The 24,590-nt window shown below is 72.4% G+C and carries 24 protein-coding genes and 1 pseudogene; 10 read left to right on the top strand and 15 right to left on the bottom strand.

Translation table 11 applies throughout. The features are described from left to right. Positions 1–3 precede the first annotated feature (3 nt). Complete coding sequence (locus ACI1MP_RS02365) at positions 4–888, bottom strand: aldo/keto reductase (protein WP_380331393.1); 885 nt, start codon at positions 886–888, stop codon at positions 4–6. Positions 889–1,008: 120 nt separating this feature from the next. On the opposite strand from ACI1MP_RS02365, the gene ACI1MP_RS02370 reads away from it, so the two are divergent. The 5 genes from ACI1MP_RS02370 to ACI1MP_RS02390 all read left to right on the top strand — a co-directional run bounded on the left by ACI1MP_RS02370 (position 1,009) and on the right by ACI1MP_RS02390 (position 4,939). Next, positions 1,009–1,926: a LysR family transcriptional regulator gene (locus ACI1MP_RS02370; RefSeq protein WP_380331396.1), complete on the top strand. Its 918-nt coding sequence runs from the start codon at positions 1,009–1,011 to the stop codon at positions 1,924–1,926. 130 nt (positions 1,927–2,056) lie between these two features. Continuing rightward, entirely contained in the window at positions 2,057–2,272 is a 216-nt protein-coding gene (locus ACI1MP_RS02375) for a hypothetical protein (protein WP_380331399.1), read from the top strand. Between the two features lie 129 nt (positions 2,273–2,401). Beyond that, a complete protein-coding gene (locus ACI1MP_RS02380) occupies positions 2,402–3,313 on the top strand; it encodes a GDSL-type esterase/lipase family protein (RefSeq protein ID WP_404867564.1) in 912 nt (303 codons plus the stop codon). A gap of 116 nt (positions 3,314–3,429) precedes the next feature. Further along, a complete protein-coding gene (locus ACI1MP_RS02385) occupies positions 3,430–4,014 on the top strand; it encodes a TetR/AcrR family transcriptional regulator (RefSeq protein ID WP_380331404.1) in 585 nt (194 codons plus the stop codon). Positions 4,015–4,153: 139 nt separating this feature from the next. Then, positions 4,154–4,939 (top strand): SDR family oxidoreductase, encoded by a 786-nt coding sequence (locus ACI1MP_RS02390; RefSeq protein ID WP_380331406.1) that lies wholly within the window; start codon positions 4,154–4,156, stop codon positions 4,937–4,939. Positions 4,940–4,961: 22 nt separating this feature from the next. Here ACI1MP_RS02390 and ACI1MP_RS02395 read toward each other — a convergent pair whose 3' ends face one another. Continuing rightward, positions 4,962–5,384: a GNAT family N-acetyltransferase gene (locus ACI1MP_RS02395; protein ID WP_404867565.1), complete on the bottom strand. Its 423-nt coding sequence runs from the start codon at positions 5,382–5,384 to the stop codon at positions 4,962–4,964. 142 nt (positions 5,385–5,526) lie between these two features. Between ACI1MP_RS02395 and ACI1MP_RS02400 the strand changes: the two genes are divergently transcribed. Then, entirely contained in the window at positions 5,527–6,171 is a 645-nt protein-coding gene (locus tag ACI1MP_RS02400; RefSeq protein ID WP_404867566.1) for a hypothetical protein, read from the top strand. Positions 6,172–6,235: 64 nt separating this feature from the next. Next, positions 6,236–6,886 carry a hypothetical protein gene (locus ACI1MP_RS02405; protein WP_404867567.1) on the top strand — a complete coding sequence of 217 codons (651 nt, stop codon included), beginning with the start codon at positions 6,236–6,238 and terminating at the stop codon, positions 6,884–6,886. Between the two features lie 7 nt (positions 6,887–6,893). On the opposite strand, the gene ACI1MP_RS02410 is transcribed toward ACI1MP_RS02405, so the two are convergent. Next, positions 6,894–7,589, bottom strand: a complete 696-nt coding sequence (locus ACI1MP_RS02410) for a class I SAM-dependent methyltransferase (RefSeq protein WP_380331415.1) — start codon at positions 7,587–7,589, stop codon at positions 6,894–6,896. Positions 7,590–7,895: 306 nt separating this feature from the next. Here ACI1MP_RS02410 and ACI1MP_RS02415 point away from each other — a divergent pair, with 306 nt between their 5' ends. Then, a complete protein-coding gene (locus tag ACI1MP_RS02415) occupies positions 7,896–9,053 on the top strand; it encodes an ROK family protein (protein WP_380331418.1) in 1,158 nt (385 codons plus the stop codon). A 7-nt stretch (positions 9,054–9,060) separates the two neighbouring features. Here the strand turns inward: ACI1MP_RS02415 and ACI1MP_RS02420 are convergent, their stop codons facing one another. Then, entirely contained in the window at positions 9,061–9,702 is a 642-nt protein-coding gene (locus ACI1MP_RS02420) for a hypothetical protein (protein ID WP_380331421.1), read from the bottom strand. Positions 9,703–9,794: 92 nt separating this feature from the next. Continuing rightward, a complete protein-coding gene (locus ACI1MP_RS02425; RefSeq protein ID WP_380331423.1) occupies positions 9,795–10,559 on the bottom strand; it encodes a GntR family transcriptional regulator in 765 nt (254 codons plus the stop codon). Positions 10,560–10,766: 207 nt separating this feature from the next. Between ACI1MP_RS02425 and ACI1MP_RS02430 the strand changes: the two genes are divergently transcribed. Beyond that, entirely contained in the window at positions 10,767–11,567 is an 801-nt protein-coding gene (locus tag ACI1MP_RS02430; protein ID WP_404867568.1) for an exodeoxyribonuclease III, read from the top strand. Between the two features lie 118 nt (positions 11,568–11,685). Here the strand turns inward: ACI1MP_RS02430 and ACI1MP_RS02435 are convergent, their stop codons facing one another. The 3 genes and pseudogenes from ACI1MP_RS02435 to ACI1MP_RS02445 form a co-directional block, all read right to left on the bottom strand. Then, complete coding sequence (locus ACI1MP_RS02435; protein ID WP_380331429.1) at positions 11,686–11,823, bottom strand: hypothetical protein; 138 nt, start codon at positions 11,821–11,823, stop codon at positions 11,686–11,688. A gap of 75 nt (positions 11,824–11,898) precedes the next feature. Continuing rightward, complete coding sequence (locus tag ACI1MP_RS02440; RefSeq protein ID WP_404870883.1) at positions 11,899–12,327, bottom strand: hypothetical protein; 429 nt, start codon at positions 12,325–12,327, stop codon at positions 11,899–11,901. A gap of 31 nt (positions 12,328–12,358) precedes the next feature. Beyond that, positions 12,359–12,586, bottom strand: a pseudogene (locus ACI1MP_RS02445) (SMI1/KNR4 family protein); the annotation flags it as partial. A gap of 504 nt (positions 12,587–13,090) precedes the next feature. Between ACI1MP_RS02445 and ACI1MP_RS02450 the strand changes: the two are divergent. Further along, the gene (locus ACI1MP_RS02450; protein WP_404867569.1) at positions 13,091–13,900 is read left to right on the top strand and encodes a response regulator transcription factor; all 810 of its coding nucleotides are present in this window, start codon (positions 13,091–13,093) and stop codon (positions 13,898–13,900) included. 15 nt (positions 13,901–13,915) lie between these two features. Here ACI1MP_RS02450 and ACI1MP_RS02455 read toward each other — a convergent pair whose 3' ends face one another. The 7 genes from ACI1MP_RS02455 to ACI1MP_RS02485 all read right to left on the bottom strand — a co-directional run bounded on the left by ACI1MP_RS02455 (position 13,916) and on the right by ACI1MP_RS02485 (position 24,589). Next, positions 13,916–14,914: a thiopeptide-type bacteriocin biosynthesis protein gene (locus ACI1MP_RS02455; protein WP_404867570.1), complete on the bottom strand. Its 999-nt coding sequence runs from the start codon at positions 14,912–14,914 to the stop codon at positions 13,916–13,918. Further along, positions 14,911–16,452, bottom strand: a complete 1,542-nt coding sequence (locus tag ACI1MP_RS02460) for a hypothetical protein (RefSeq protein WP_387999705.1) — start codon at positions 16,450–16,452, stop codon at positions 14,911–14,913. Before ACI1MP_RS02460 ends, ACI1MP_RS02455 begins: the two co-directional genes overlap by 4 nt. A gap of 101 nt (positions 16,453–16,553) precedes the next feature. After that, positions 16,554–18,512, bottom strand: coding sequence for a TOMM precursor leader peptide-binding protein (locus ACI1MP_RS02465; RefSeq protein WP_404867571.1), 1,959 nt, complete (start codon positions 18,510–18,512; stop codon positions 16,554–16,556). Positions 18,513–18,568: 56 nt separating this feature from the next. Beyond that, positions 18,569–20,458: a hypothetical protein gene (locus tag ACI1MP_RS02470; protein WP_404867572.1), complete on the bottom strand. Its 1,890-nt coding sequence runs from the start codon at positions 20,456–20,458 to the stop codon at positions 18,569–18,571. A gap of 13 nt (positions 20,459–20,471) precedes the next feature. Next, positions 20,472–23,054, bottom strand: a complete 2,583-nt coding sequence (locus ACI1MP_RS02475; RefSeq protein WP_404867573.1) for a lantibiotic dehydratase — start codon at positions 23,052–23,054, stop codon at positions 20,472–20,474. Between the two features lie 325 nt (positions 23,055–23,379). Next, a complete protein-coding gene (locus tag ACI1MP_RS02480) occupies positions 23,380–23,586 on the bottom strand; it encodes a hypothetical protein (protein WP_387999713.1) in 207 nt (68 codons plus the stop codon). Between the two features lie 748 nt (positions 23,587–24,334). Further along, positions 24,335–24,589, bottom strand: a complete 255-nt coding sequence (locus ACI1MP_RS02485) for a hypothetical protein (RefSeq protein WP_404867574.1) — start codon at positions 24,587–24,589, stop codon at positions 24,335–24,337. Between the last annotated feature and the right edge of the window lies 1 nt (position 24,590).

Here is a 24,590-nt window from a genome sequence, read left to right on the forward strand (position 1 = left end):
CGGTCAGAGGTGGAGGGTGGCGAGTTCAGCCGGGGTGAGGGTGAGGCGGGCCGCGGCGGCGGAGTCGCGGATGGAGGCGGGGCGGCGGGCCCCGGGGATCGGGAGGACGGTCGGGGCCTGGGCCAAGTGCCAGGCCAGGCAGATCTGTTGGGGGCTGACGCCGTGTGCTGCGGCAAGCGCGTGGAAGGGGGTGGCGGTCGGCGGGGTGGGGGCGGCCGGGTCGTCGACAGCGCTGAGCGAGATACCGCCGAGGGGGCTCCAGGGGAGGAAGGCCAGGCCGAGCTCGGTGCACAGGTCGAGGGTGTCGCGGGTGTCCTGGTGGGCGGGCGAGAAGCGGTTCTGCACCGAGACCAGGCGGTCGCCAAGGATGTCCCGGGCGGTGCGGATCTGTGCGCCGTCCACGTTGGACAGGCCCACCAGGCGGATCGTTCCCGCGTCGGCCAGGTCGCGCAGCGCTCCCACCGAGTCGGCGAACGGCACCTCGGGGTCGGGCTTGTGCAGTTGGTAGAGGCCGATCGCGTCCACGCCGAGGCGGGCCGCCGAGGCCTCGGCCGCGCGACGCAGGTGGCGCGGGTCGCCGTTGACGGTCCACGAACCGTCGCCGGGTCGTCCCCGGCCGCCCTTGCTCGCCACCAGGACGTGGGCGGTGTCGCCGCCGTACGTCGCCAGGGCGCGGGCGATCAGCCGTTCGTTGTGGCCGACTTCGTCGGCGTGCCAGTGGTAGCTGTCGGCGGTGTCGATAAGCCGGACGCCCGCGTCGAGTGCGGCGTGCAGGGTGGCGATCGCCTGCGTCTCGTCGGGGCGGCCCTCGACGGACAGCGGCATCGCGCCGAGTCCGATCGTGCCCACCGGGATGCCGCCGATGGTGCGGGTGGTCTGCTCGTTCACGTCTCTTCCGGCCCCTTCCGGTCCGTGGACCGCGAGTTGATCGTTCACGGGAGAGCAGCCTGCCGGGCACTGGACACCAGCGGTAGTGTCGAGCTGAGGATCCCGTCCACAGGAGAACTGTTGATCGACGTTCAACGACTGGCCGTCCTGCGGGAGGTGGCCCGCCGGGGAAGCTTCAACCAGGCGGCCGCGGCGCTGCACTGCACGGCCTCCGCGGTCTCCCAGCAGATCGCCGCGCTGGAGCGCAGCCTGGGCGCGGGCGTGGTCGAACGGTCCACCCGGGGTGTGACGTTGACGGAGACCGGCCGGGTGCTGGTCGAGGCGGCGGACTCGATCGCGGCCGAACTCGCCGACACCGAGCAGCGGATCACCCGGCTGACCGCCGTCCGCACCGGGTTCACCGTCGCGACCTTCGCCAGCGGTGGCCGTCGGCTGCTGCCGGGCGCGCTGGCCGGGTTCGTCGCCGACCATCCGGAGGTGGAGCTGACCATCCTGGAGGCTGAGCCGGAGGACAGCCTGCCCGCGGTGCGCGAGGGCCGCGCCGACCTCGCCATCGCCTACCACCTGGACGGCCCGCCGCCGGCCCGGTCCGGCGACCGGTCCGGCCTGGACTGGACGTCCCTGGTCGAGGATCCGCTACGGGTGGTCCTCCCCCGCCGCCACCCGCTCGCGCAGTCGGCCCCGGCGGCCCTGCACCTGGCCGAACTCGCCGACCAGCGCTGGATCCTGGGCTGCCGCAAGTCCGCCGGGCAGCTGTCCCGGTTCGCCGCGCTGGCCGGGCTGGACCTGCGGATCTCCTGCACCGCGACGGACTACGAGTTCGCTCAGTCGCTGGTCCGGTCGGGGGTCGGCATCGCGCTGATCCCGCAGATCGGCCTCGCCGACCACCCCGAGCTGGTCGCCCTCCCGCTCGCCGAACCCGCCCCGCGCCGTCATCTCGGCCTCGCCCTCTCCCGCCGCCGCCGCGGCCACCGGGCCCGCCTCGCCGAGGACCTGGCCACCCGCCTCACCGCCGAGGCCCGCACCCTCCCGTCATGACGCCGAACGGGCGGCACTCCGTCACCACCTGCCCCGCCCACCCGTTGAACGACCGAACTGCCAAACGGCCGGACGGACGACGGGATGTCCGGACGACCGTCGGCCCCGCACGTCCCGAAGGACCCCGCCCATGCGCACCACGCTCACCGCCCTCGCCGCCGTCCTCCTGGCCGCCGCCCCGCTCACCGCCGTCTCCGCCACCGCCGACGCCCCGACGACCGCCCCGGCGGCGCCGACGACCCCCAACCAGGGCTACAGCGTCCCCGTCGGCACCATCACCGACCTGGGCGCCCTGCCCATGCTCGGCGGCCTGGGCAACGACTTCGCCCACCTGCTCGGCCAGTGACGCGCACGCGTCGTCCCCCGCGCAGGCCTCCACGATCAGGACGAAGTGCCTCGTCAGCGGCACGGCGGCGGGATTCCTCGGGCCGATAGGGTGACGTGATCGTTCCGAGTGAAAGGCCACGACACCGCAGTGACCGAGTCCCGCCCCCACCCGCTGTTCGCCCACGGCACGCTGTTGGACCCGCAGGTTCAGGCCGCCCTGTTCGGGCGCACGGTGCCGACGACCCCGGCGTCGCTCGTCGGCCACACGGCCGGCCGTCTGGAGACCGCCGACGACGGTCGAGACCTGCGCCCCACCCTGCAGCGCGAGTTCGGCGGCACGGTCGAGGGCGCCGTCCTGCGGCTGACCGACCGGGAGTTGGCTGCGGCCGACGCCCACGAGGGGGACGGCTGTGCCCGGCGGCGCGTCCTCCTCGGCTCGGGCGAGCCGGTCTGGGCCCACCTGGACGCGCGACCGCTGCGCCCGGCGGCACGCATCGTGATCGTCGGCGACAGCATCGCCTACGGACGTTGCGACCCTCGGGGAGGCTGGGCCGCCCACCTCGCGGCGGCCCACATCGCCTCGAACGAGACGAACCACCGGGTCTTCAACCTGGCCATCCCCGGCAGCACCCTGGCGGACGTCGCCGCGCAGACACCGCCGCTGCTGGCTCCCCGCCACCCCGACACGCTCGTCGTGGCCGCGGGGATCAACGACTCCGCCATACAGCTCGCCGCGCCCGACACCGCCCGCGACAACCTGTCGCACCTAGCCGACCATCTCGCCCCACTGGCCGCAACTGCCCTGCGGCACAACGCCCGTATGGTCGTCGTCGGACCGGCCTGGCTCGACGAGACACGACTTGACGACTACGAGGGTCTCCGCTTCACCACGGCGCGAGCGCTTGTACTGCGCGCCGCCCTCCGCGCCTGGTGCGAGGGCAACCACATCGACTTCATCGACCTGTGGGAGCCGCTCCGCGACCGGCCCCACCTGTTCGTCGACGGTGTGCACCCCACCTCGGAAGGGCACGAGGAACTCTTCCGGCATCTGAGCAGCTGAGCAGCTGAGCAGCTGAGCGCCTGAACGCCCGAGCGCCTCGACCCGCAGCCCGCAGCCCGCAGCCCGCAGCCCGCGCATAGTTGACCCTGGGTTCAAATATGTCGTACCGTCAGGTCATGGGACGACCGAAGCAGTTCGACGAGGACACCGCGATCGCGCAGGCGATGCAGGTGTTCTGGACGAACGGCTACGCCGGGTCCTCGCCGGCCGAGCTGGCCGAGGCGGCGGGGATCGGGAAGGGCAGCCTGTATCACGCGTTCGGCTCGAAGCGGGAACTGTTCGGGCGGGCGCTGGACGCCTACGACCGGACCGGCGCCGAGTTGATCGAGGAGTTGCTCTCGGGGCCGGGCAGCACGAAGGAGTGCGTCCGCACCTACATGACGACGCTGGTGGACACGGACTTCGACGCCCCGGTGCGGCGCGGCTGTCTCGCCGTCAACACCGCGCTGGAGCTGGGCGGACGGGATGCGGACGTCGCGCTCGCGGTGCGCCGGTTGACCGATCGCGGCGTCGACCTGCTGGCCGCGCGCATCGAGCGGGGCAGACTGGAGGGCGACGTTCCGGCGTCGATGGACGCGGGGGCGCAGGCCAGATTCCTGGTGGCGGCGATGGCCGGACTCCGGGTGATGGCCAGAACCTACGACCGCGACGCGGTGCTGAAGGTCGTCGACACCACCGTCACCACCGTTTTCGGCGCCTGACCGCACGCCACCGGAGCCACATCGCACGACACCGACACCGCACGGCACATGCAGCCGTGCGGTCACTCACGCCCTGATATTTGACCTCTGATTCAAGAATATCGGCCGTCCACACCGGCCGGACCGGAAACGAGGAGCCATGGATCTCGGACTCAACGGCCGCACCGCCCTGGTCACCGGCGCAGGACGCGGCATCGGCCTCGCCGTCGCCCGCGCACTGGCCGCCGAGGGAGTGAAAGTGGTGGGCGCGACCCGCACCGCCACCCCCGAGCTGGCCGCTTTCGCCACCGCGGCGATCGCGGACCTGAGCACCCGTCAGGGTGTGGAGTACGCGGTCGAGCAGGCGCTGGAGACGCTCGGCGGCATCGATCTGCTGGTCAACAACGTGGGCGCGGGCGACGCCTCGACGATCACCCTGGGCAGCGTGCTGGACGTGTCGGACGAGCAGTGGCAGTCGCTGTTCGACCTGAACGTGATGTCGGCGGTGCGCGTCACCCGGGCGGCGCTGCCCAGCCTGCTGGCGCGACGCGGCGCGATCGTCAACGTCTCCTCGATCAACGCCCGCATCCCGACCGGCTCCCCGGTCGGCTACGCGGAGGCCAAGGCGGCGCTCACCCAGTTCGGCAAGCGCCTCAGCGAGGACCTCGCACCGCGCGGGGTGCGCGTCAACACCGTCTCCCCCGGCAACACCGTGACCGACATGTGGACCGACCCCACCAGGTTCGGCGGCCTGGTCGCCGAGGCGATGGGCGTCCCGCACGAGGTGATGCTGAAGAGCCTGGCGGGGCAGGCCGGCACCGCGTCGGGTCGGCTCTCCACTCCCGAGGAGGTCGCCGACCTGGTGGTCTTCCTGCTCTCGGACCGCGCCGCCAACATCCACGGCGCGGACCACGTGGTCGACGGCGGAACTCTCAAGGCCGCTTGAAACAAGGTGAATTGACGATTGATCAGGCCAGCGGCCGGGTCCAGCGGCGCCACTGCTCCTCGCGCCCGTACCCGGCCGCCCGCCAGGCCGACTGGCCGAGCTCGTTGCGCTCCAGCACCATCGCGTCGGACCGGCGGCCGCCGAGCTCCTCGAAGCGGGTGTGCGCGGCGGCCAGCAACGCACCGCCGATGCCCCGGCGGCGGGCCGACGGGTGGACGGCGAGGCGGTACAGGTGGCAGCGCCAGCCGTCCCAGCCGGCGATCACCGTGCCCAGGATCGCGCCGTCGCGCTCGGCCAGGATCAGCGCCCGCGGGTCGCTCTCCAACAGCCGCGCCACGCCCGCCCGGTCGTCGCTGATGCTGGTGCCCTCGGCGGCCTCGGCCCAGAACGCCAGCACCGCGTCGATGTCGGCGGGCCGCGCGGCCCGCAGTTCGTACTCGTCCATGGCCCCCCTTCCTACCAGCGGCGACGCCCCGCCCACCAGTCATTTGCCGCCCCGCCCTTGACGGCACCGCCCCCGCCCCAGCAAGGTGTGGGCCACTCCCTCGCACCGCTTCCCGTCCCGACCTCCCCACCTCGGAGATGGCATGCGTGCACTCGGAACCACCCGTCGCGACCGCCGCCGCGACGGCCTGCCGATCGGCCTCGCCGCCGGCGCCCTCGCGCTGGCCGGCGCCGCGCTCGGCCTCGGCACTCCCGCGTCCGCGGCGCTGCCGACCGTCGACGTGGTCGACAACGGTCACTTCAACCAGGGCAACCGGATGCTGGGCTGGAGCTGCGAGAGCGGCCGGGTCCTCCCGCCGTCCGACGCCTTCGGCGTGCTGGAGGGCTTCCCGACCGACACCGGTTACGCGGGCTGCACCCAGACCGTCACCGTCGAGCCGAACTCCGTCTACCGGCTCAGCGCCCGCGTCACCGGGCCGTACGTGTTCGCCGGCGTCACCGGCTCCGGCACCACGGACGTCGCCCTCTGGTCGAGCGGGACCGACTGGAGCGTGCTGAACGGGACGGTCACCACCGGCCCGGACACCCGCACGCTGAAGGTGTACTTCCACGGCTGGTACCAGCAGGGCCCGTACCGGATCAGCGCCGTCGAACTGTGGGGTCCGGGGCAGCCGCGGACCACCTGCACCCCGATCCCGGTCGCCGAGAGCCCGACCCCGTCGGCCGACCCGTGCTACCTGACGCCGACGGCGACGCCCAGCCGGACCCCCGGCCCGTCCGGCAGCTGACGGCCCACCAAGCACCGCACGCCCAGCACCGCACGCCCACTCCTCCCCCACTCCGGAGTTCGCCATGCGCTCACGTGCCCGTCCCCGCCACCGCTTCGCCGCCCTGGCCGGCGTCCTGGCCCTGACCTCCACCGTCGGACTCGGGCTGCTCGGCACCGCCGACGCCCGGGCCTCCGTCCGCGACACCGTCCAGGACGGGGCGTTCCACGGCCCGCTGGAGGACAGCTGGACCTGCACGGGCGACGTCACCCGCACCGAGCGGGGCATCGAGGGACGGCCCGGCAGCCACGACCTCGCCGGCTGCACCCAGCTGGTGTCCGTCCAGCCTTACGGGACCTACGAGTTGACGGCGACGGTGGCCGGCTCGTTCGCGTTCGTCGGGGTCTCCGGCGGCGACACCACCGAGGTGTACCGCTGGGCCGACGGGAGCGGCCGGACCGAGCTGCACGCCACCGTCAGGATCGGCCCGACCACCCAGGTCCTCGGCGTGTACTTCCACGGCTGGTACGGCCAGGGCCCCTACCAGGTGCAGCAGATCTCGCTGGTCGGCAACCTGTACATCCCGGTCTGCCCGTCGATGACCGGCGCGCCGCCGCCCAGCACCCGCGCACCGGGCCCGGCCGCCCTGGTGCCCAGCCCCAGCCCGACCTGGACCGGAATGAACTGCTACCCGCCGCCCGTTCCGGCCACCACCCGGACTGGAGAAGCAAGTTGACGGAATGTCAGTTCCGCAGGGCCCAGACCGTGGTGGCCTTCACGGCCGCGTCCTCCAGGTCGGCGGCGACCGGGACGGCGTACTCGGCCAGCGCGGTGAAGCGCTCGCGCGGCAGATAGGCGCGGCCCGGGTCGCCGACCACCACGGTCGCGCCCCGGGCGGCGGCGCGCTCCAGGAACGGCAGGAAGCGCGCCGCCATCGCCCGCTCGTAGAACACGTCTCCGGCCAGCACCACCTGGCAGCCGTCGCCGTCGCCGTCCAGCACGTCCGCCAGCTCCGCCGTCACCGACACGCCGTTCGCCGCCGCGTTCACCGCGATCGCCGCCACCGCGTACGCGTCGATCTCCGCCGCCCGCACCTGCGACGCGCCGCTCAGCGCCGCCGCGACGCCGACCAGGCCGGAGCCCGCCGCCAGGTCCAGCACGCTGCGCCCGGCCACCAGTTCGGGCCGGTCCAGCACGTGCCGGGCCACCGCGACGCCGCCCGCCCACGGGAACGCCCAGAACGGCGGCGGCAGTCCGATCTCCCCGCGCTCCCGCTCGGTGACCTCCCACAGCGCGATCGCGTCCTGCGCCATGTGCAGCCGGACTTCCGGCACGAACGGCACCGGGCCCGGCCGGGTGTGGGCGCGCACGAACTCCGCATCGGCGGACCCGAGCTGACGATCCGCAGTACCCGCCCGCAGGACGGTGTCGTTCCCCATGCCGCACAGCCTAGGGCCAACGATCACCGCTCCGGTGCCATCGCCTCGCCGCCGGGCGATCACCGGGTGATCACAGGCCACGTACCGTTTCGATACCGAAGCCGTGATGAGCTGCGGAAACGCTCGCTCCGTGGAGGGCGCCCGAGTACGATCCGGGCAGACGCCCCGGTCCGCGGCACACGGTAGTGCCCGGTCGCGGGCGACGGCTTGCGCGGGGGCGCTCCCGGTACCACACGCCGGTGCGCCGCGACCCGCGTCCACGGCACCGCGCGCAAGGGCAGGCGCGCGAAGCGGAAGGGCAGCAACTTGGCGGATCGTCTTACCGGCGGGGACTCCTCACTGCTGCGGCGGATCAACGCGGCGGTCACCTTGCGGTCGTTGCGCGACGGACAGGCTGTCACCCTCACCCAACTCGTGGGCGACACCGGTCTGTCCAGACCCACCGTCGAAGGCGTCATCGAAGGGCTGCTGGAGTCCGGGCTGGTCGCCGAGGTGGACCACGTCCAGGAGTCGGGCCGTCAACGCGGCCGCCCGGCCCGCTGGTTCCGGTTCCGCGCCGAGGCCGGGCACGTCCTCGGCATCGAGATCGGCGTCCACGACCTGCGGGTGATCCTCGCCGACCTGGCCGGCGAGGTGCTCACCAGCCACGCCAAGCCGGTGGACGAGTCGATGGAGGCCGAGGAACGGCTCACCCAGCTCCGCGGCACCGTCGCCGAAGTGCTCAGGAAGGCCGGCGTCTCCCGCGACAGCCTGTGGGAGGTCGCCGTCGGCACCCCCGGCATCGTCGACCGCGAAGGCGTCGTCCAGCTCGGCACCGCGATGCCCGGCTGGACCGGCCTCGACCTCGGCGCCCGGCTGCGCCGCTCCTTCCGCTGCCCCGTGGTGATCGAGAACGACGCCAACCTCGCCGCCATCGCCGAGCACTGGAAGGGCAGCGCCGTCGGCAAGGGCGACGTGGTGTTCGTGATGGCCGGCCTCAGCCCCGGCGCCGGCTCGCTGATCGGCGGCCGACTCCACCGCGGCTACGGCGGCGCGGCCGGCGAGATCGGCGCCCTCCACCTGCTCGGCCGCCAGGTCACCCCCGAACGCCTGCTCTCCACCACCGGCCAGCCCCTCGACCCGCTGGACGAGGCCGCGGTGGCCCGCGTCCTGCGACTCGCCCGGGAGGGCGACCAGGTCGCCCAGGTCGCCATGGACCGCTTCCTCGGCCGCCTCGTCCACGACGTCACCGCGCTCGTCCTCGCCCTCGACCCGCAGCTCGTCGTGGTCGGCGGCTGGGCGGCCGGCCTGGACGGCGTCCTCGAACCCCTGCGCGAACAGCTCGCCCGCTACACGCTGCGCGCGCCCGAGGTCGCCCTCGCCGCGCTCGGCTCGGAGGTCGTCGCGATGGGCGCGCTGCGGATCGCCCTCGACCACGTCGAGGAACAGCTGTTCGCGGTGGACCCGCCCACGGCCAACCGGTAGGGCTCGCTCAGGGCAGACAGGTCAGCTCGTACTCGCCGCCGAACCGGTCGCGGGCGTGGGCGCGCATCCGGTGCGCGTAGCGCCGGTCGTTCTTCAGCGCGTCGTAGCCCTCGCCCTCGGCCGGGTGCAGGATCCCGGCCGTGTCGGCGAGGTACGCGTCGAAGCCCGGGTACATCAGCACGGCGCAGGGCAGGTCGTCGATGTCGAGCGCGAACACCGGGTACTCGCCCGACTCGTCGCGCTCGCCGTTCGGCCCCAGCGACAGCACGCGGCGCGAATCGGAGCCGCCGGGCAGCAGGAAACAGCCGCCGAACCGCTCCGAGAACGGCTCGAAGCACGCGTGCCACGGCTCGCCGAACTCGTCCGCCGCGATCTCCCCGAGGGTGCGCGGCGAGAGGTTCCCGTCCTCGTCGAACCAGCCGTGCCGCTCCAACATCCCACCGTCGTACGCCAACCAGGCCCGCAGGCCCGGCGACAGCGGATGCCCGCCGGGGAACGCGTCGACGCCGCGCGGCCGGGGCTCGCCCTCCACCCACGGCCCGGCGAACCGGTTGTACCCGAGCACCGGCCGGCCCGGATCGGCCGCCACCGCGGCGATCACCCGCTCGACGAGCGCACTGCCGTGGTCCCTCGAATCGGTCGAACTCATCGCCGTGCCACCCCTGTTCACGCTCTGCCTGATGTGGGCAGGAGCGTAGGGGGTGGCTCCGACAGTACCGCTCGGCCCTTCCCGACGATCCGTCAGGAAGCGGCGGTGGCCGCGGCGGGGGCGGCGACCTGGACGGCTGCGCCGGACTCGCCGAAGGTGAGCTTGCAGGTGTCGGCGCGGTAGGTGGCGACGCCGACGGCCGCCAGGCGGCCCGCTGCCGCGTACTGGGTGGTGACCACCAGGACCGGGGTGCCCGGGGGGCGCTCCAGCAGCGCGGCCTCGGCGGACTCGGCGACGCCCAGCTCGACCGAGCGGGACTCGCCGTCGACGCCGAGCCGCTCCAGCTGGCGCAGCACGCCGCGGGCGCGGTCGTTCTCGTCGACCACCACGGCCAGGTGCGGCAGGCCGGCGGCCGGGACGTGCAGCGACTCGGCGGCGACCGTCACGCCCTGCACGATCCGCAGGCGGCGCACCGTGTGGACCTGCTCGCCCTCGGCGATGCCCAGGGTGCGGGCCAGCGCGGCGGACGCGGTGGCGGTGGTGCAGTCGACGACCTTCCACTCCTGGCCGCGGGCGGACCCGGCGCGGCCGGACTCGCGGTCGCCGACCGGGATGCCGACGCGCGGGGCGGCGACCAGGGTGCCGATGCCGCGGCGGCGGACCAGCCGACCCTCCAGCTCCAGCTGGTCGAGCGCCTGCCGCAGGGTGGCGCGGGCCACACCGAAGCGCGCGGAGAGCTCACGCTCGTTGGGCATCACCTGGCCGGTGGAGAACTCGGCGTCCATGGTGCGCAGCAGCACCGTGCGCAGGTGCCAGTACTTCGGCTCCGCAACCGCCGTGAGCGTTCCTTGCCCCACCGTGTCCTCCACCCTGAAGGGCGGCGGCCCGCCACGGCTCCCCGGTTTCGGCAGGTGGGGAGGGCGGGCTTTATCCGTCCTTCTTTATTAAAGGTCTTTGCAGTAAGTGACAGTAGGGGGTGCCCGTGGACATGGTCAAGACCAATGGGAGCGGTTCCTGCCGGGTTTCGCGCCCCGGTCGCGACCGCGACCCGGTACGCTCGCCGGGTGAAGAGTGTTTCCACGGTCAACGTCAACGGGATCCGGGCCGCCGCCGCAAAGGGCTTCCTGGAGTGGATCGACGACACCAAGTCCGAGGTGGTCTGCCTGCAGGAGGTCCGCGCCGAGGCCGACCAGATCGGCGAGGTGCTGGCCCGGCTCGACGGCTGGCACGCGGTCTGGGCGCCGGCCGAGGCGAAGGGCCGCGCCGGAGTCGCGGTGCTCTCCCGCCGGGAGCCGGACGCCACCCGGATCGGCTTCGGCTCCGCCGAGTTCGACGTCTCCGGCCGCTACGCCGAACTCGACCTCCCGGGCCTGACCGTCGCCTCCCTCTACCTCCCCTCCGGCGAGGTCGGCACCGAGCGCCAGGACGAGAAGGAACGCTTCATGGCGGAGTTCCTGGTCCACCTCGGCGCCCTGCGCGAGCGCGCCGCCGCCGAGGGCCGCGAGGTCGTGGTCTGCGGCGACTGGAACATCGCCCACCGCGAGGCCGACCTCCGCAACTGGAGGGCCAACCAGAAGAAGGCCGGCTTCCTCCCCGAGGAACGCGCCTGGCTCTCCCGCGTCCTCGACGACCACGGCTACGTCGACGTCCTGCGCGCCCACCACCCCGACCAGGAGGGCCCCTACTCCTGGTGGTCCTACCGCGGCCGCGCCTTCGACAACGACACCGGCTGGCGCATCGACTACCAGATGGCCACCCCCGCCCTCGCCGCCAGCTGCGTCGACGCCCGCGTCGAACGCGCCGCGACCCACGCGGAACGCTGGTCGGACCACGCCCCGGTCACGGCAGTGTTCGATCTCGGCTAAGCAGCTGGCAGTCAGCGACAGTTCAGCAGCACCGAGAGGGAGCCGGAGACCCATGAAGCCAGCCGTGCCAGGGCTCCCTCTCGACTGCGAACAGACACAGCACCAACGTGGATCTCCCTCACCGGTCAGCTGCAGGCCACTGGGCGCGAGCCCGGCCGACCAGCTGCCCGATCAGCTGGTCGACCAGCAGATCCGCCGGCGGCTCGATCGGCCGAACCTCTTCAACTGCCTCGACAGAGACAGTCACATCGCTCATCAGGTGCTACTTCCTGGAGGAGTTGCACCGAAGACCGCCACCCACGTGGGCCGGGCGAGCGTCACCAGCCTTTGATCATCGTGCTGCGCTCTCGCGTCGCTCGATCCATTCGAGGTACCAGGTGCGGAAAGTGTGGGGGTTGCCCTTCGCGTCGAGGTACGGCTCGAAGGGCGACTTGGTCTCGCAGTCCCGGTCGTGGACTTCCCCGCGGTGCGGGCCGACGACGATGAGCCGGCCGGTCATCCCGCAGCCGTGGTCGCTGATGAGGACCGCGCCCCGGCCGCGCTCCAGGTACCACGCCTCGTCGCCGAAGGCCTCACGGTAGTCGTCCAGGTAGTCGATGTCCTCGTCCTGCGTGGTGGGTTCGTACCAGGCGGCGCGAAGGGTCGCTCTCTGTTGGCCGGCCCAGCCTTCCGTCTCGGCGAACGGCCCGCCCGGGTCCAGCTGCCAGTGGTGCCCTGCGGTGCCCCAGAGCCATCCCCACTTCCCGTCGATCCGGCACAACGACGAGAGGTGGCCTGGACCGGGGCCGCCGGCCCCCGACCTCCGCCAGAAACGTGCGGTACTCCTCAGGGAGCGCGACACCGAACTGTTCCTCGGCCTCGGCGATCTGGGCCGATGTCAGGACAGGTTCGAACAACGGGTAGGACAACGGCTCACGGCCACGGGCACGACGCTCGGCCTCCGCTACGGCAATAACGCGTTGCCGGACTCCGGGCCAGTCCACGTGCGTGTTCACAGCTCTTCCATCGACGGCGAGCACGGACCGGTCACTCAACCCGAAGTCCGGGCAGCGATCGTAACGGCGGACACCTCTTCTGCTGCGCTCAAGCTCGCGGCTGCAACTTGGCGCTCAGCGGCGAACTTGCGGTGGAACGTGAGGAGCCACGGTGGCGGTGCGGCCAGGACGGCGGCGAGCTCGCCGACCGAGCGCACACTCAGTCCGCTGCGCTCCACGGTGGTGAATGCGGGCCATCGCCCGGGGCTCCCTACAGAACTCTCTGGACCGCCGGCAGCCCGCTGCAGATCGGCCGGCGACTCTACAAGGGCAGCTACGGCGAGTTCCCCGCGGCGGCGGCGCGAGCAACGCAGCCACGGTGTGCACCCCGTCTTGGTTTCCAAGGACTCCCGGCAGAGTTGCCTGCAAAGCCTGAGCTGATATATCGTCAGACAGCTCTTCGGTGCTCCCTGTTTACTGCCGGCTCCAATTCGACGCCGCTCTCGCCGTCCATTCATTTCAACCGCCGCACAAGTGGATCGGACACAGATGCCGCCGCCAATCGACCACGGCGACTCCGCCAACGAGGTCGAACGCCCCCTGGAGAAGGTGGCCGGGCTGCTGGCGGGACTGTCCGAAGAGATGGGGCGGTGGCAGGTCGAACTGGCGCTGGCGCAGGCGCAGGTGAAGCCCCTGGCCGGTCGAAGCTGCCGGAACTGCCAGGAGCAGGACGGGTCGGCACTTCTGGCGCTGCCCTGCGAGAGGGCCATTCAACTCGTGGTGGATTCATTAGCCGAGGGCACTCGGCGAATATTGCATGTCCGCTCGTCCGAATCGCCGTTCCTGGACCGCCTGACGGTGCAAGGGGTGGCCTGGCCGGACCCCCGACTGTCCGTACGGGAACTGATCAGCCGCCCAACGTGTTTGCAGCACGGGGTAGCTGGGCAGAACCATCGCGTCGTCAGGACGACCTGGACCAGACTGCACGAAGTCCTCATCATCGACGATACTGTGGCCCTGATCCCCTCCCCGGGGGCCGCGGAGGTCACCGTGATCCAGCATGCTGCCGTGGTACGGCAGTTGACACAGTTCTTCGAGGCTTCCTGGATGCAGGCAGCGCAGCCGCAGGAGTCGGTGCCGGTCCCGGACGGAACAGGGATCGAGCTCAAGCACCGAATCGTCCAACTGCTGGCCGACGGGGCCAAGGACGAGACCGTGGCCCGCCGCCTGGGCATCTCGCTGCGCACCTGCCGACGCCATGTAGCGGAAATTCTCGATCAGTTGGGTGCCTCGAGCCGGTTCCAGGCCGGGTTCAGAGCGGCGAGGCTGGGCAAGGTCCCAACCGTGGAGAGCCCGTAACGGTGCGGTGGACAATCAGTCGGGCCCGGGCCGAGGGGTGGCCGGGCCGAGCAGGGCCAGCAGCAGCTCGGTGATGCGGGTCTGCTGTCCGAGGCCCACTCCCAGCCGGTTGGCCGTCATATGGAGGTGCGAGCCGAAGATGCCGGCGGCGCGTGCGGAACCGAACTCCGCCGTCCAGGTGCGCAGCGCGGCTCCCAGCGGGTCCGTCCACTCCGCCCAGCGCGGGTCGCCGTCACGCATTGCCTCCCGGAGCCGGGGGGCGAGGGTGCCGAGCGCGGCGGCCTGTGCCTGGGCGATCACGGCACGCTGTCGGCGGGTATCGGCGGTGTTGGACGGGACGGAGCTGTCGGGCTCGGTGTCGCTGGGCAAGGTCCAGTCCAACCACGCGTCCCGCTGCGCCGTGAGGAAGCGGCTTCGGCTTCCGGAACGACCGTCCTCGCCACCGTCGAGGACCGAGCAGGCGGCGGCGAAAGCCTCCAGCCCCGAGGCGAGTGCGTGCGGGGTGCCGGCTCTGGCCAGGCAGGCGCGCAGGGCCACGCGGCTGGAGCAGTGGAAGAGGAGCTCGGACTCCGCGATACGGTGACGGCCGCCGTAGCGCTGGTACTCAGGCTGGTAGGTAGCCCGTCGAACCCCTGGTGCGAGCAACTCCCCGGCCGGCAGCGGAACCCCCTGCTCGCCCGCGGCCGCGAGCCGTCGCACCGCACGGGCGTAGGTCTCCTGGTCGATTCGCCGCGCGGGCGGCACAGCGGCGTCGAGGACATGCAAGCGGCTGGCCAGGGCAACCTCAACGCCGTTGCTCTCGGCCTGCGTCAGTCCACTCACGCGCAGCCGCAGATGCGGGCCGCCCTGCCAGTAACGCACGAAGAACCACGGCGGACCGTCGGGCTCCAGCAGCTCCAGCCGGTCGGCCAGCGGGCCCACCACCTCGGTGACCACGGCGTCCAGCGCTGCCGGCACGAAGGTGGCGATGTGCAGGTGCCAGCTGCGCCAGCCCATGTCCTGGGGCGTCGTCATACCCGCAGGTCCAGCATCGGCTCGGCGAACCGGGAGCGGCCGCAGATGACGCTGAACAGCGGAACCATCTCGCGGGGCAGGTCCATGGTGTGCTGCAGCCGGAACTCGTCGAAGGAGCGGACGGGGCGGGCGAACAGGCCGTGTGCGGCGGCGGCGGTCGCCAACCCGTGCGAGGCCCAGCCGCACCACAACTGGAGCAGCGACCAGCCGGCCGGCCCGAACTCGTCCAGGATCCTGTCGAGGTCGGCGGAGAAGACCCACACGGCGTTCGCATGGCGCAACCCGCTGTCCGTGGTGGGCCCGAGGGGGTAGCCGAAGGCGCCCTGGAGCGTGCGCAGCATCCCGGGGTCCGTCTGCTCGGACTCGAGCCGCCCCGCCACCACCGTGTACCGGCCGGTGGGAAGGCCGGCCAGGCGCTGCAGCGCGACGGTGGTGCGCACCCTGCGACCCACCTCGGCGAGCAGCGGCCCCGGTGCGGGCCCGCCGAGCCAGGCGAGCATGTCCGCCAAGCAGTCCTCGCCGAGCACGGTGGGCCTGGCGGAGAACCCTGTGACCGCGGCAGGGACCCGACCAGCGGTCCGGTTCCACAGAGTCTCGGCCCAGCTGGGCCGCACGGTGCCGGGACCAGCGGCCGGCAGCTCCGGCACACCACACGTCGGTTCGACCTCAGCGCAGGACAGCCCGGCCAGCGGAGCCGTCACCTCGGCGGCCTCCAGCAGCAGGTCGTCGTCGGCCCCCTGCCGCAGCAGCGCGCGCTCGGTATCGTCCTGCGGCAGGCCCGACCCGGCCGCGCCCGGCAGGAGGCGGCTCGACGGGAGCGGGCCGACGCCTTCGAGGGTCACGACCAGCGGCAGTGACCAGGCCCCGGGACCGGTGCCTGCCAGCAGGCGGGCGCCCGCGGCAGTGACCGCTCCGTCCAGCCGCAGCCGGGCCCGGGCACCCAGCAGGTCCGCGGCAAGGTGCAGGGCGCGCAGGTTGATGCCCAGTTCCAGCAGGCCCAAGGGGCACCGCAGACGGTCGTACAGCGCGGGCAGGTCGGTGAAACGGGCAGCCAGGAGCACGGTGACGTCGCCCTGGGCGGGAAGCAGTCCCGCGAGTTCGCCGTCGGCGGCCACCGTGTCCGGCAGATCGACCAGTGCATGCCGGTAGAGGTCCAGGTAGGCGAACGACCCGTCGGGAGCCAGGACGAAGACGTGCACGGGGAACTTGCTGCGCACCGAGGCGACCGAGCGGTGGTCGTTGAACCGGTTGGAGGGCTCCCGTCGCTGCAGGCCGACGGCGGCGACCAGCAGGTGGCCCAGCAGGTCCCCGGGCGGCACGGCCGAGCGGGCGGCGGGCCTCAGCGGCTGCGGGTACGGTGCGTCGGCCAGCAGTCGATGGGTGCCGGCCGGAAGCGGCCGCCCCTTGGCGCCCCGGGCCGCGGTCGGGGTCAGGGTGGCCGTGGTGGGTGCGTTGCGGTCCCCCTGGATCGGCTCGGCCAGGACGACCCGCAAGGCGCCCTGTCGGTGGGCGAAGAGCCGGACATCGGTCGTGGTCATCGGTGGCGCTGCCCTTTCCGACGGGTGCTCAGGTCTCGGCGATTGCTCACTGCGTGCTCGGCGGGGGCTCGACGGGTGCGACAGTGCTCGTGCGACGGCGCTCAGGGGAACGGATGGGGATCGAACGGGAAGTCCTCGTCACGCGGCGGCGTGCCATCCGTGGCCGCCATCGCGGCGGCCAGCCGCGGAAGTCCGGCGAGCCGCTGCTGCGCCTGCCCGAAGCACATCGGCAGGATGCCGGGAACCACCGCCTTGACGACCGACAGTCCGGCTGCGGTGTGCTCGGGCGTGGACTGGTCCACCACCACGATGCGGTCCAGACCGGCCTGGCGGAACAGCCCGCCGACAAACCGCAGTGCCTGTGTGACGTCTCCTTGAGCGGCGCTGGTGAAGACTCCGGGCCAGCCGGGGAACGCCTCGGCCAGGCTCACCACCGGTCCGCCCAGCATGGCCTCGATCCGGGGAAGCAGTTCGGGGTACGCGTACCGCTTGTGGTGATCGAGCATCTCGTCGACCAACCAGGGATCGGCCACCGCCGCGCGGCTCTCCTCGACATCCCAGTTCACTCCCCCGCTGACCAGCTGGGACAGCTCCCACAGACCAGCCCTGGCCGCCCCCACCGGGTCGGCCCCGGAACCGGCGGAGCTGAGGCTGCACGGCATCCGGCCGTCCTCGCGCAGCGCCAGGACCCAGACCACTGGGACCGTGAGATCCACAGTGGCGACCAACAGGTGCACCCGGTAGCCCTGGTCCTCGATCTGCCGGATCAGCAGCAGGCACTCCCGGTCGGTGATCTCCCCAGGTGCGATCCGGGGCAGCGGCCGGCGGCGGTGCCAGGAGAGCAGGAAGGCGTCCCGCTCGGCCAGTTCCAGCAACGAGTGCAGGGTGGCCTCCTCGTAACTGCCGCCCAGCGCACAGCCGCTGGAGGACTCATGGAAGAAGTGCCTCCTCCTGGCGTCCTCGGGTGCGTCGGAGGCAGCGGGAAAGCGGTACTGGTAGAAGCCGACTTCGGCCGGGACGAGCAGCGGCCGGCCGGTGTCCAGCTCGTGACCCCACACCCAGTCCATCGGGGTGTCGTCGTCGAACGGCCGCAGGCGGCTCAGAGGCGAGGCCAACTGCCGTGCGGTGTAATGCCCCAGCCCGGCGAGCCCGATGGCGCGGTCACCCAACTGGCGCGCGGTGGCGTCGAGCACGATCGGCGCGACGTGCGGATAGCCGCCGCTGCGCTCGAACGCTTCCAGGCAGCCCACGGCCTCGGCGTGCCGGAAGGTCGAGCCGCGGCCGTGGCCGGCGAAGCCCGCCCCGAGCAGGCGGGTCTCGGTCATCGCCATGCCGACCAGCACGGCCCGCTGCGTCCCGAGCACCGGCCCGTACCGGGCGTCGACCAGCGCGCCGCGCATCCGGTCGGGGTCCAGGCCGAACGGCGGCTCGCCCCGGTCGGGCAGCGGGGAGGAGGTGGGGCGGGAGACGAGTCGGCGGGGACTCGGCGGCTCGGCGAGGGGGCCGACTCGCTGCTCGGGACCGCCGCCGCACACCGCGCAGCGGATGCTGGGCGCTACCCGATGCCGGCGAAGGACACCGGTGGAAGCGAGCGAGAGCAGCTCACCAGGAGCGAGCAACGGCCGACTGTGACGGAGAAGTTCGGCGAGGAGCTGCCCGACGGCGGGCGGCAGGACCGGTGCGGCGGCCCGCAGCGTAGGCGGCTGTGATGCGGAGCGGCCCTCGGCAGCCGTGGTAGCCGGATGATGGTCCGCGCCCCGGGCGATCCCCTGCCGGTGGCGGTCTCCGTCCCGGGTCTGCGCGCACCCGGCGCAGCCCGACGCCCCGTCAGGGGTCCAGAGCGGCCCGACCAGGACTTCCGCCGAGGTCGCGCGTACGGACAGCAGGGATGTTCCCTGCTCGCGGGCGATGCCCAGCGCCCGGCTCTCCCAGCGGATGTCGAAGCCTGCTGCGACGGCGACCAGCTGTCCGTCCGGCTGCTCCTGCCAGGGCAGGGCCAACAGGCCGGCCGGAGCATTGGGGCCGGACAGCAGGCGCCGGTCGAGATGAGGCCCGTACACATGAGGATCGCTCAGGCGAGGCTCGCTCAGGTCAAGCCCGCCAAGATGACGCCCGCTCATCCGAGCCTCACCCAGCCGCAGGCCAGCGGCAGCCCGCCAACGACCGCGTCGTGGGTGAGCTGCTGAGCACGGGGGCGCAGCCCCATGGCCCGGGCCCGTACGAGCAGCTGGCGCAGGCAGTCCTGGATCCGGCGGTCCGGGGTGATCTCCAGCGCCCAGGTCCCGACCGCATCCGGCGGCTGGACGGGTGCCTGCGGCGCGGTCCGCTCAGCCACTCGGAGCTGGGCCCGGGCGGTGGCGGCGAGCAGGGCCGCGTAGGCGGCGGAGGCCCGGCTCGGCCCCCACTGGGTGGCCATCACCTCACCGGTGGCCTCGTCCATCACGCTGACCAGCTGCCAGTCCAGCCCTGCGACCGTGCGCAGCCACAACTGGGCGGGGACGTCGAAGAAGTCCCTCAGGACGCTCCACTGCGAACGGACCGCGATCCTCTCGAAATCGTTCCAGGTCAGCGGAGTGCTGATGGGCTGTGCGAGTTCGTCCTGGCCGGCCTGCCGCAGCAGGCCGTCCACCAGCCAGTGGGACCGGGTGAGCCCGGCTGCGGGGAACCACCCGGCGTCGCTCTCCCCCGTCCACTCCTGGGCAACGCGGTGGCGCAGCACCGCGAGCCCGGCGGTCAGGCCGGCGGCGGCGCGGTTCGTGCCCCAGCCCAGGAAGTGCGGGGCCGTGGCTGCGGCCGGGATACCTGCTGCCCGGTCGGTGGCGCGGGTTGCGGCGCGGGCGGCCGACGGTCCGGGGCCCGCCACCGTCTCGGCGGTGACCAGGCTGACGGGCAGTTGCGGGAGATCGAGGTCCCGGCCCCAGCGGGCGAGACCGGTCCAGCGGGCGGTGAGTCCGGCATCGAAGTGCGGCTGCTGCGGCTCGGCGGAACCGGGACCATCGGAGCCGAGGCCGTCAGTGGCCGTGTCGTAAGTGACGACCGTGTCCGTACCGGGTGCGGAGGCCGGGTGGACACGGTCGGCTGCGGCGTGGGCCTCGGTGGGATCCACCGGGCGCCAGGCCGGTCCGAGGCCGGCATCCGGTACTGGCACGACCGTGGTCTGCACCGCATGGCCGTGCACCACCCAGGCCGAACGCTGACCGTCGTCAGTGCCGGCCAGCCGCGCCAGAACGGTCTGGGCGGCGAGGGATCCTGCCAGTACCGCGCTGATCGGGCGGGGCGCCGCCGACTCCGCCCCGGTCTCCTGCCAGTCAGCGGCTCGGGCCCGAACGGCCTGGAAGGCCCAAAGCTCCTCCGGAGCTGTGCACACCGGCCCGACCAGTGCGAGCGCCGCCTCGGCGGCCACCGGCACCACGGGGGTGCCCGGCGGCAGGCTTGCGGCGGCAGCCAGCAGATCCAGCGGAGCCTCGCAGTCGTCGATCAGCACCACCATCGTGGTGGCTGGTGCGAAGCCGTGCGCCGTGAAGTGGCTCGATGCGACGGGAAGGTGAAGCTCCACCGTCTCCCCCGTGCCGTTGGCGGTCAGTCCGCGCCGCACAGCCTCCGCCCCGGGCCCATTGCCGGCGACCGCCACCCGGGCGGCGCGCACTGCGGCGAAGGCCCGGTACGGCTCGGCGCAGTTCGCCTCCAGGTAGCAGAGCAGTTCGGCGTGGCGACCAGCGGTCTCCGGGTCCGGAAGCGGGCCGTCCACAGCGTCCAGGTCGATCAGCACATCCTGGGCGACCAACGCGCGCACGACATGTTCGAGGACCGGCCGGGCACGCTCGTCCCCGGCCGCTGCCACCATCTCGTCCACGCTCGTGCCGTTGAGCAGGGCGTCGAGTTGGTCGTCGACGACGGCGTAGAGCGCGGGCGGGCCGGACAGCACGAACGAGCGGTCACCGCGGGCCCAGAACACGCCTTGCGGCACCGGGGCGCAGTGCGCATCCGGGCGGAGCTTCACTCGCATGGATTCCTCGGCTTCATCGCTTCCTCGGCTGGAATCGGGCCCCTGCGGGGCGGTCGAACTCGATGACCCACTCGACGGCGTTGCGCCCGCGGCGGACCCCCGGCAGGGCCTCTTCCAGGTAGCTGCCCGGCGGCCGGCGGTCCAGGAACCGGGGCAGGGTTCGGACCGCCAGCACGCTGGCCAGATCGGCGTACTGCGGCTTCTCCGGCCGCCGGTGAGCCGGGTAGGCGCCGCTCGCCAAGGCGCGGGTGATGGCGGCTTCGTCATAGCCGGTCTTGATCATCACCTCGTCCGGAACCCCGTGCGCCGCCCGCCAGACGGTGAGGTCGACCAGATGTCCGGCCGGCCCGTCGGTCCCGGGAGCGGACGGGAAGTCGGCCCCGGGGTACCAGCGGCGGCGTTGCAGCACCACCTGACCCACCGCCAGCCGGGGCATGGTCGAAGTGCGGTCGGCTGCGCGCCCGTCCGCCGTGGGGGCCTGTGCCCAGGGGAAGGACCCGAATGCGACCCCGCCGGTGTCGGCCAGCCAGGTCGCCAGGCGCAGCGGGTCAGGGTGCAGGTCCGGCCGGCGCATCCCCAGGCAGACCGGACGCACTCGCTCGCCTTCCGCGTCCAGCAGGACCAGCTCGTCCCGGACCGGGTCGTGCACCAGCCGGATCCCGATCCAGTCCTCGGGGGTGACGGTCCGGTCCAGCAGCGGGATCCGGTAGTTGATGTTCGCTCCGTGCAGTCCGCGGTCCTCGCACGGTCGGGCGCCATCTGCCGAGAAGAGAGCGGTGGCACGTCGGGCGATCGACTCGGCCGCCCAGCCGCCGAGTTCACGGTCCGCGCCGAGGAAGCGCATGCCGAGCAGGCCCCGGCCGGGGAAGCACCCGTTCAGCACCAACCGGCCGTCGACCGGTTGGACCGCCAGCCCGTACGACGCGGGCGATCGCCGGAACCGCTCAGGCAGACCGGAGGCCAGCTCAGCCAACAGGCTCGGCTCGAACGCCAGCTCCTCGGTCTGCGGCCGCTCGGCCCGGTGGCGGGCGATCCGCTCGGTGACCGTGTGCACGGCGGTCGCGCGCAGCCTCAGCAGCCGGGCCAACGAACCGTCGCGCGGGCCGAGGTCGCGAGCCCGGTCGCCGGCAACCAGGTCGGAGATGCCGGCCTCGTGGCGGATGACGCCACTGACCAGGTCGGCGGCGTGATCGACCAGCGGGACCGAGGCACCCGGGCCGAAACGCTCCACGTACAGGGCGCACGCCAGCGCACGCAGCTCGTGATGGCGGTCGAAGAGCGCGGCGAACTCGACGGCGGCGGCCAGGTCAGCGAGCGCCTGCTGGTAGTCGGCGGCCGAGACCTCGAACGGGTCCACCACGTAGTCCTCGTTGACCCGCAGCCGACCTGCTTGCGAGCCGAGCGCGGTCAGCCGCTGCTGCGCCGACTCCACCCGCTTCAGCAGTGCTGCCCGCTCCGGCACCGCGGCCGTGGCGAGTCGGCCGAGCGACGCGGACACCTCCTCCAGTACCTTGGCCGCGACCGGGGCGTGCTCGCCCAGCAGTTCCTGGGCGGCTGGTAGCGGGTCCGGCGCCTGCTCGTCCAGACGCGGCCCGGGGAGCAGGATCTGGGCGTCACACGCGGCCCGGACCATCCGGTCGGCCTCCTGCGTGGTGACCGTGAGACGGTCCGCCAGCGCTCGGTCCAGTTCCCGGATCGCGACCGGCCCCAGAGCGGTGAGGTCCAGCAGGGTCCGCAGCTGACCGGTGAGCGGGGTGGAGAGCACCCGGACCTGCGAGCCGTGGCGCTGCTGGAAGCGCACGGTGTCCCGCGTGGCCCGAAGCGTCGGGTTCGGCATCACCACCGTCACGGCGCCGGGCAGGCGGACGACACCGCTGCCCGGCGCGGAAGCATCGCCCGGCGAGGCGCCGTCGCCAGTCGCGAGGTTTTCGGGCAACAGCCCGCCGACCAGGGCGGAGAACAGCGCCCGGTCCACCGAGGGGAACGAGTGCGTCCCGCCGCGCCGGAAAGTGACCCGGTCGAGCGCGACGCCCTGCTCGGACCAAGAGGCGAAGCCGACAGCGGTGAATCGGGCAAGCGGTGAGGTGCGCACCATCGCCCGGGCCAGATGCTGCAGAATGCCCCGTTCGGACTTGCGGTCCTGCTTGGAGGCGCGGCCGGCGGAGCGCGCGTAGCGACGCACCGCCGCCAGGACCTGGGGCGAGGTGAGCGCCAGGGACAACTGGAAGGGCTCGGCACCGACAGCCTCAGCCAGGGCTGCCCGTTCCTCGCCCAGGTGGGTCTCGTAGCCGGTGGTCAGTACGCTCCGCGCGAGGTCACCGCGCTGCCGGGCCTGCAGCCACGCGTTGGTCACGGCAGGCCAGCTGCGTTCGGTGGCCGAGGCTCTGGGGGCGCGACCGTTGTAGACCGCCCGTTTCAGCTCCAGGATGTTCCGGCGGTCCGGTCCGGTGGCCTTCTCGGCGAGATCGAACAGCTCGGCGCAGGCGGCGTCACCGAGCGAGGTGCACAGCCGCTCGGCCTCCACCAGGGCGCTGACCGCCGCGGTCAGTTCCGAGGTGCCGAGGCGCCGCCCGGGCAGCGGGTTGATGCGCAGCATCACCGTGTCCGCAAGACCGGCCGCACCCTGCGCAGGTGCGGCAGGGCGCGAGCAGGGTGCGGCGGTGCCCGAGGGTGTGGTCATCGTATCGGCCGCCCGGCTGACATCTCGGGCTCCTGCGGTGTCCGCACGGACGCTCCAGGAGCCTGAAGGTTTGGTAGGTACATGGCCTGACCTGGTCCAAATCGCTTCATGGTGACTCCAGGTGGGACGCGGCGCCCCGCCTCCAGTGAGCTGGAGCAGGGTCACGCAGGGGCCGACCCGGCGCTGCCGGGCGAGGGGACGACGCCGGCCTCAGGGCCGCGGGCATCGAGGGTCAGGCAGGTCAGCTGCAGCAGCAGCAGGTGATCTCCGTGGCGCAGGAACAGCACGCGCTGCCCATCACGTCCTTGCTCGGCTTGCCCATCAGGTCATCCACGTCATCGGCGAAGAACGCCGTGAGGGAGGCCTGTATCGCGGGCACGCCCACGGTGTCAGTGGCGTCCAGTACCGCCAGCTCGGTCAGGTCGAACGTCGCGAAGTCCACGCTCATGGCACACCGGTCCTCTACTTGAGTGTTGTTCGGGGAATACGGGCTGCTCCCAGGCCACTCGGGAGGTACACCGTGCTTCAGGTCGCCGAACTCACCACCTGACGCAATATCCGCGGATCGGACCCCAGAGGTCCTTTGGCGAAGCCCACCCGGAATTGCGGTGACTTTAACGGAACCGGAGCCTGGAACGGCCGCCATCCTCCGACCGGAACTCGCTCTGGGGCAAGGGAATCCGGGTGGCAGCAAACTGCACCGGACCAACCGGTGAACAGCGCTCGGGGGTGGCAGGTTGTTGCACCGATAGAGCGTCAGGTCATAGCGCCCGCCGTAGTCGGAACGGGAGGGTGCTCTCACCGTACCCGCACCTCAGTTCCACCTGCGGGTTCTCGGGGCGCTCGGCCGGTAGGCGTCCTTCACGATCTCCGCGAGGTCCTCCTCGCTGAACCTGCGGTGCCCACCCACCTGCCGCCAGCCTTCCGCTGCAGTCTGCCTGCGGCCGAACTGCCCACAGGAGCTGGGCATCGACGCCGGACCAGTCTCCCGACCGAGAGAGACGGACCGGCGTCGACGCAGTCTCCGCAGATCAGGACCCACCTAGGTCCAGCTCCCCCACCACCCCCGACCGTCGGGGGGCGCCGGTGCGTCTCCCCCCGGCGTAATGAACCCCTACCCTCATTCAGAGAAGTAGGCATCGAGTCAGCAGTTGATTCGGCTGATCGCTGTCATCATCCGAGGCCCGACGCCACCTTCAATGCCCGACGAGTTCGACCTGCCTTACGCATGATGCGAGTTCGGCGGGTAGGCGCCAGCCTTCGGAGCCGGGTGCGAGGTGGAGACGGGCCTTGAGGCCGATCAAGAGCTGGCGACGGTGTTCCTGGCCGACCCCGGCCCACGCGTCGGTGAAAGTCTGCCCGGTCTCGACGTCGACCCATGCCGAGGGGCGTTGTGGGAGGGCGGCCAGGCGGCGGCGTTCGTCGACGAGAACTTCGATCTGCCGGCGCATC

The sequence above is a fragment of the Kitasatospora griseola genome (assembly GCF_044999035.1).
GTDB lineage: Bacteria > Actinomycetota > Actinomycetes > Streptomycetales > Streptomycetaceae > Kitasatospora > Kitasatospora griseola.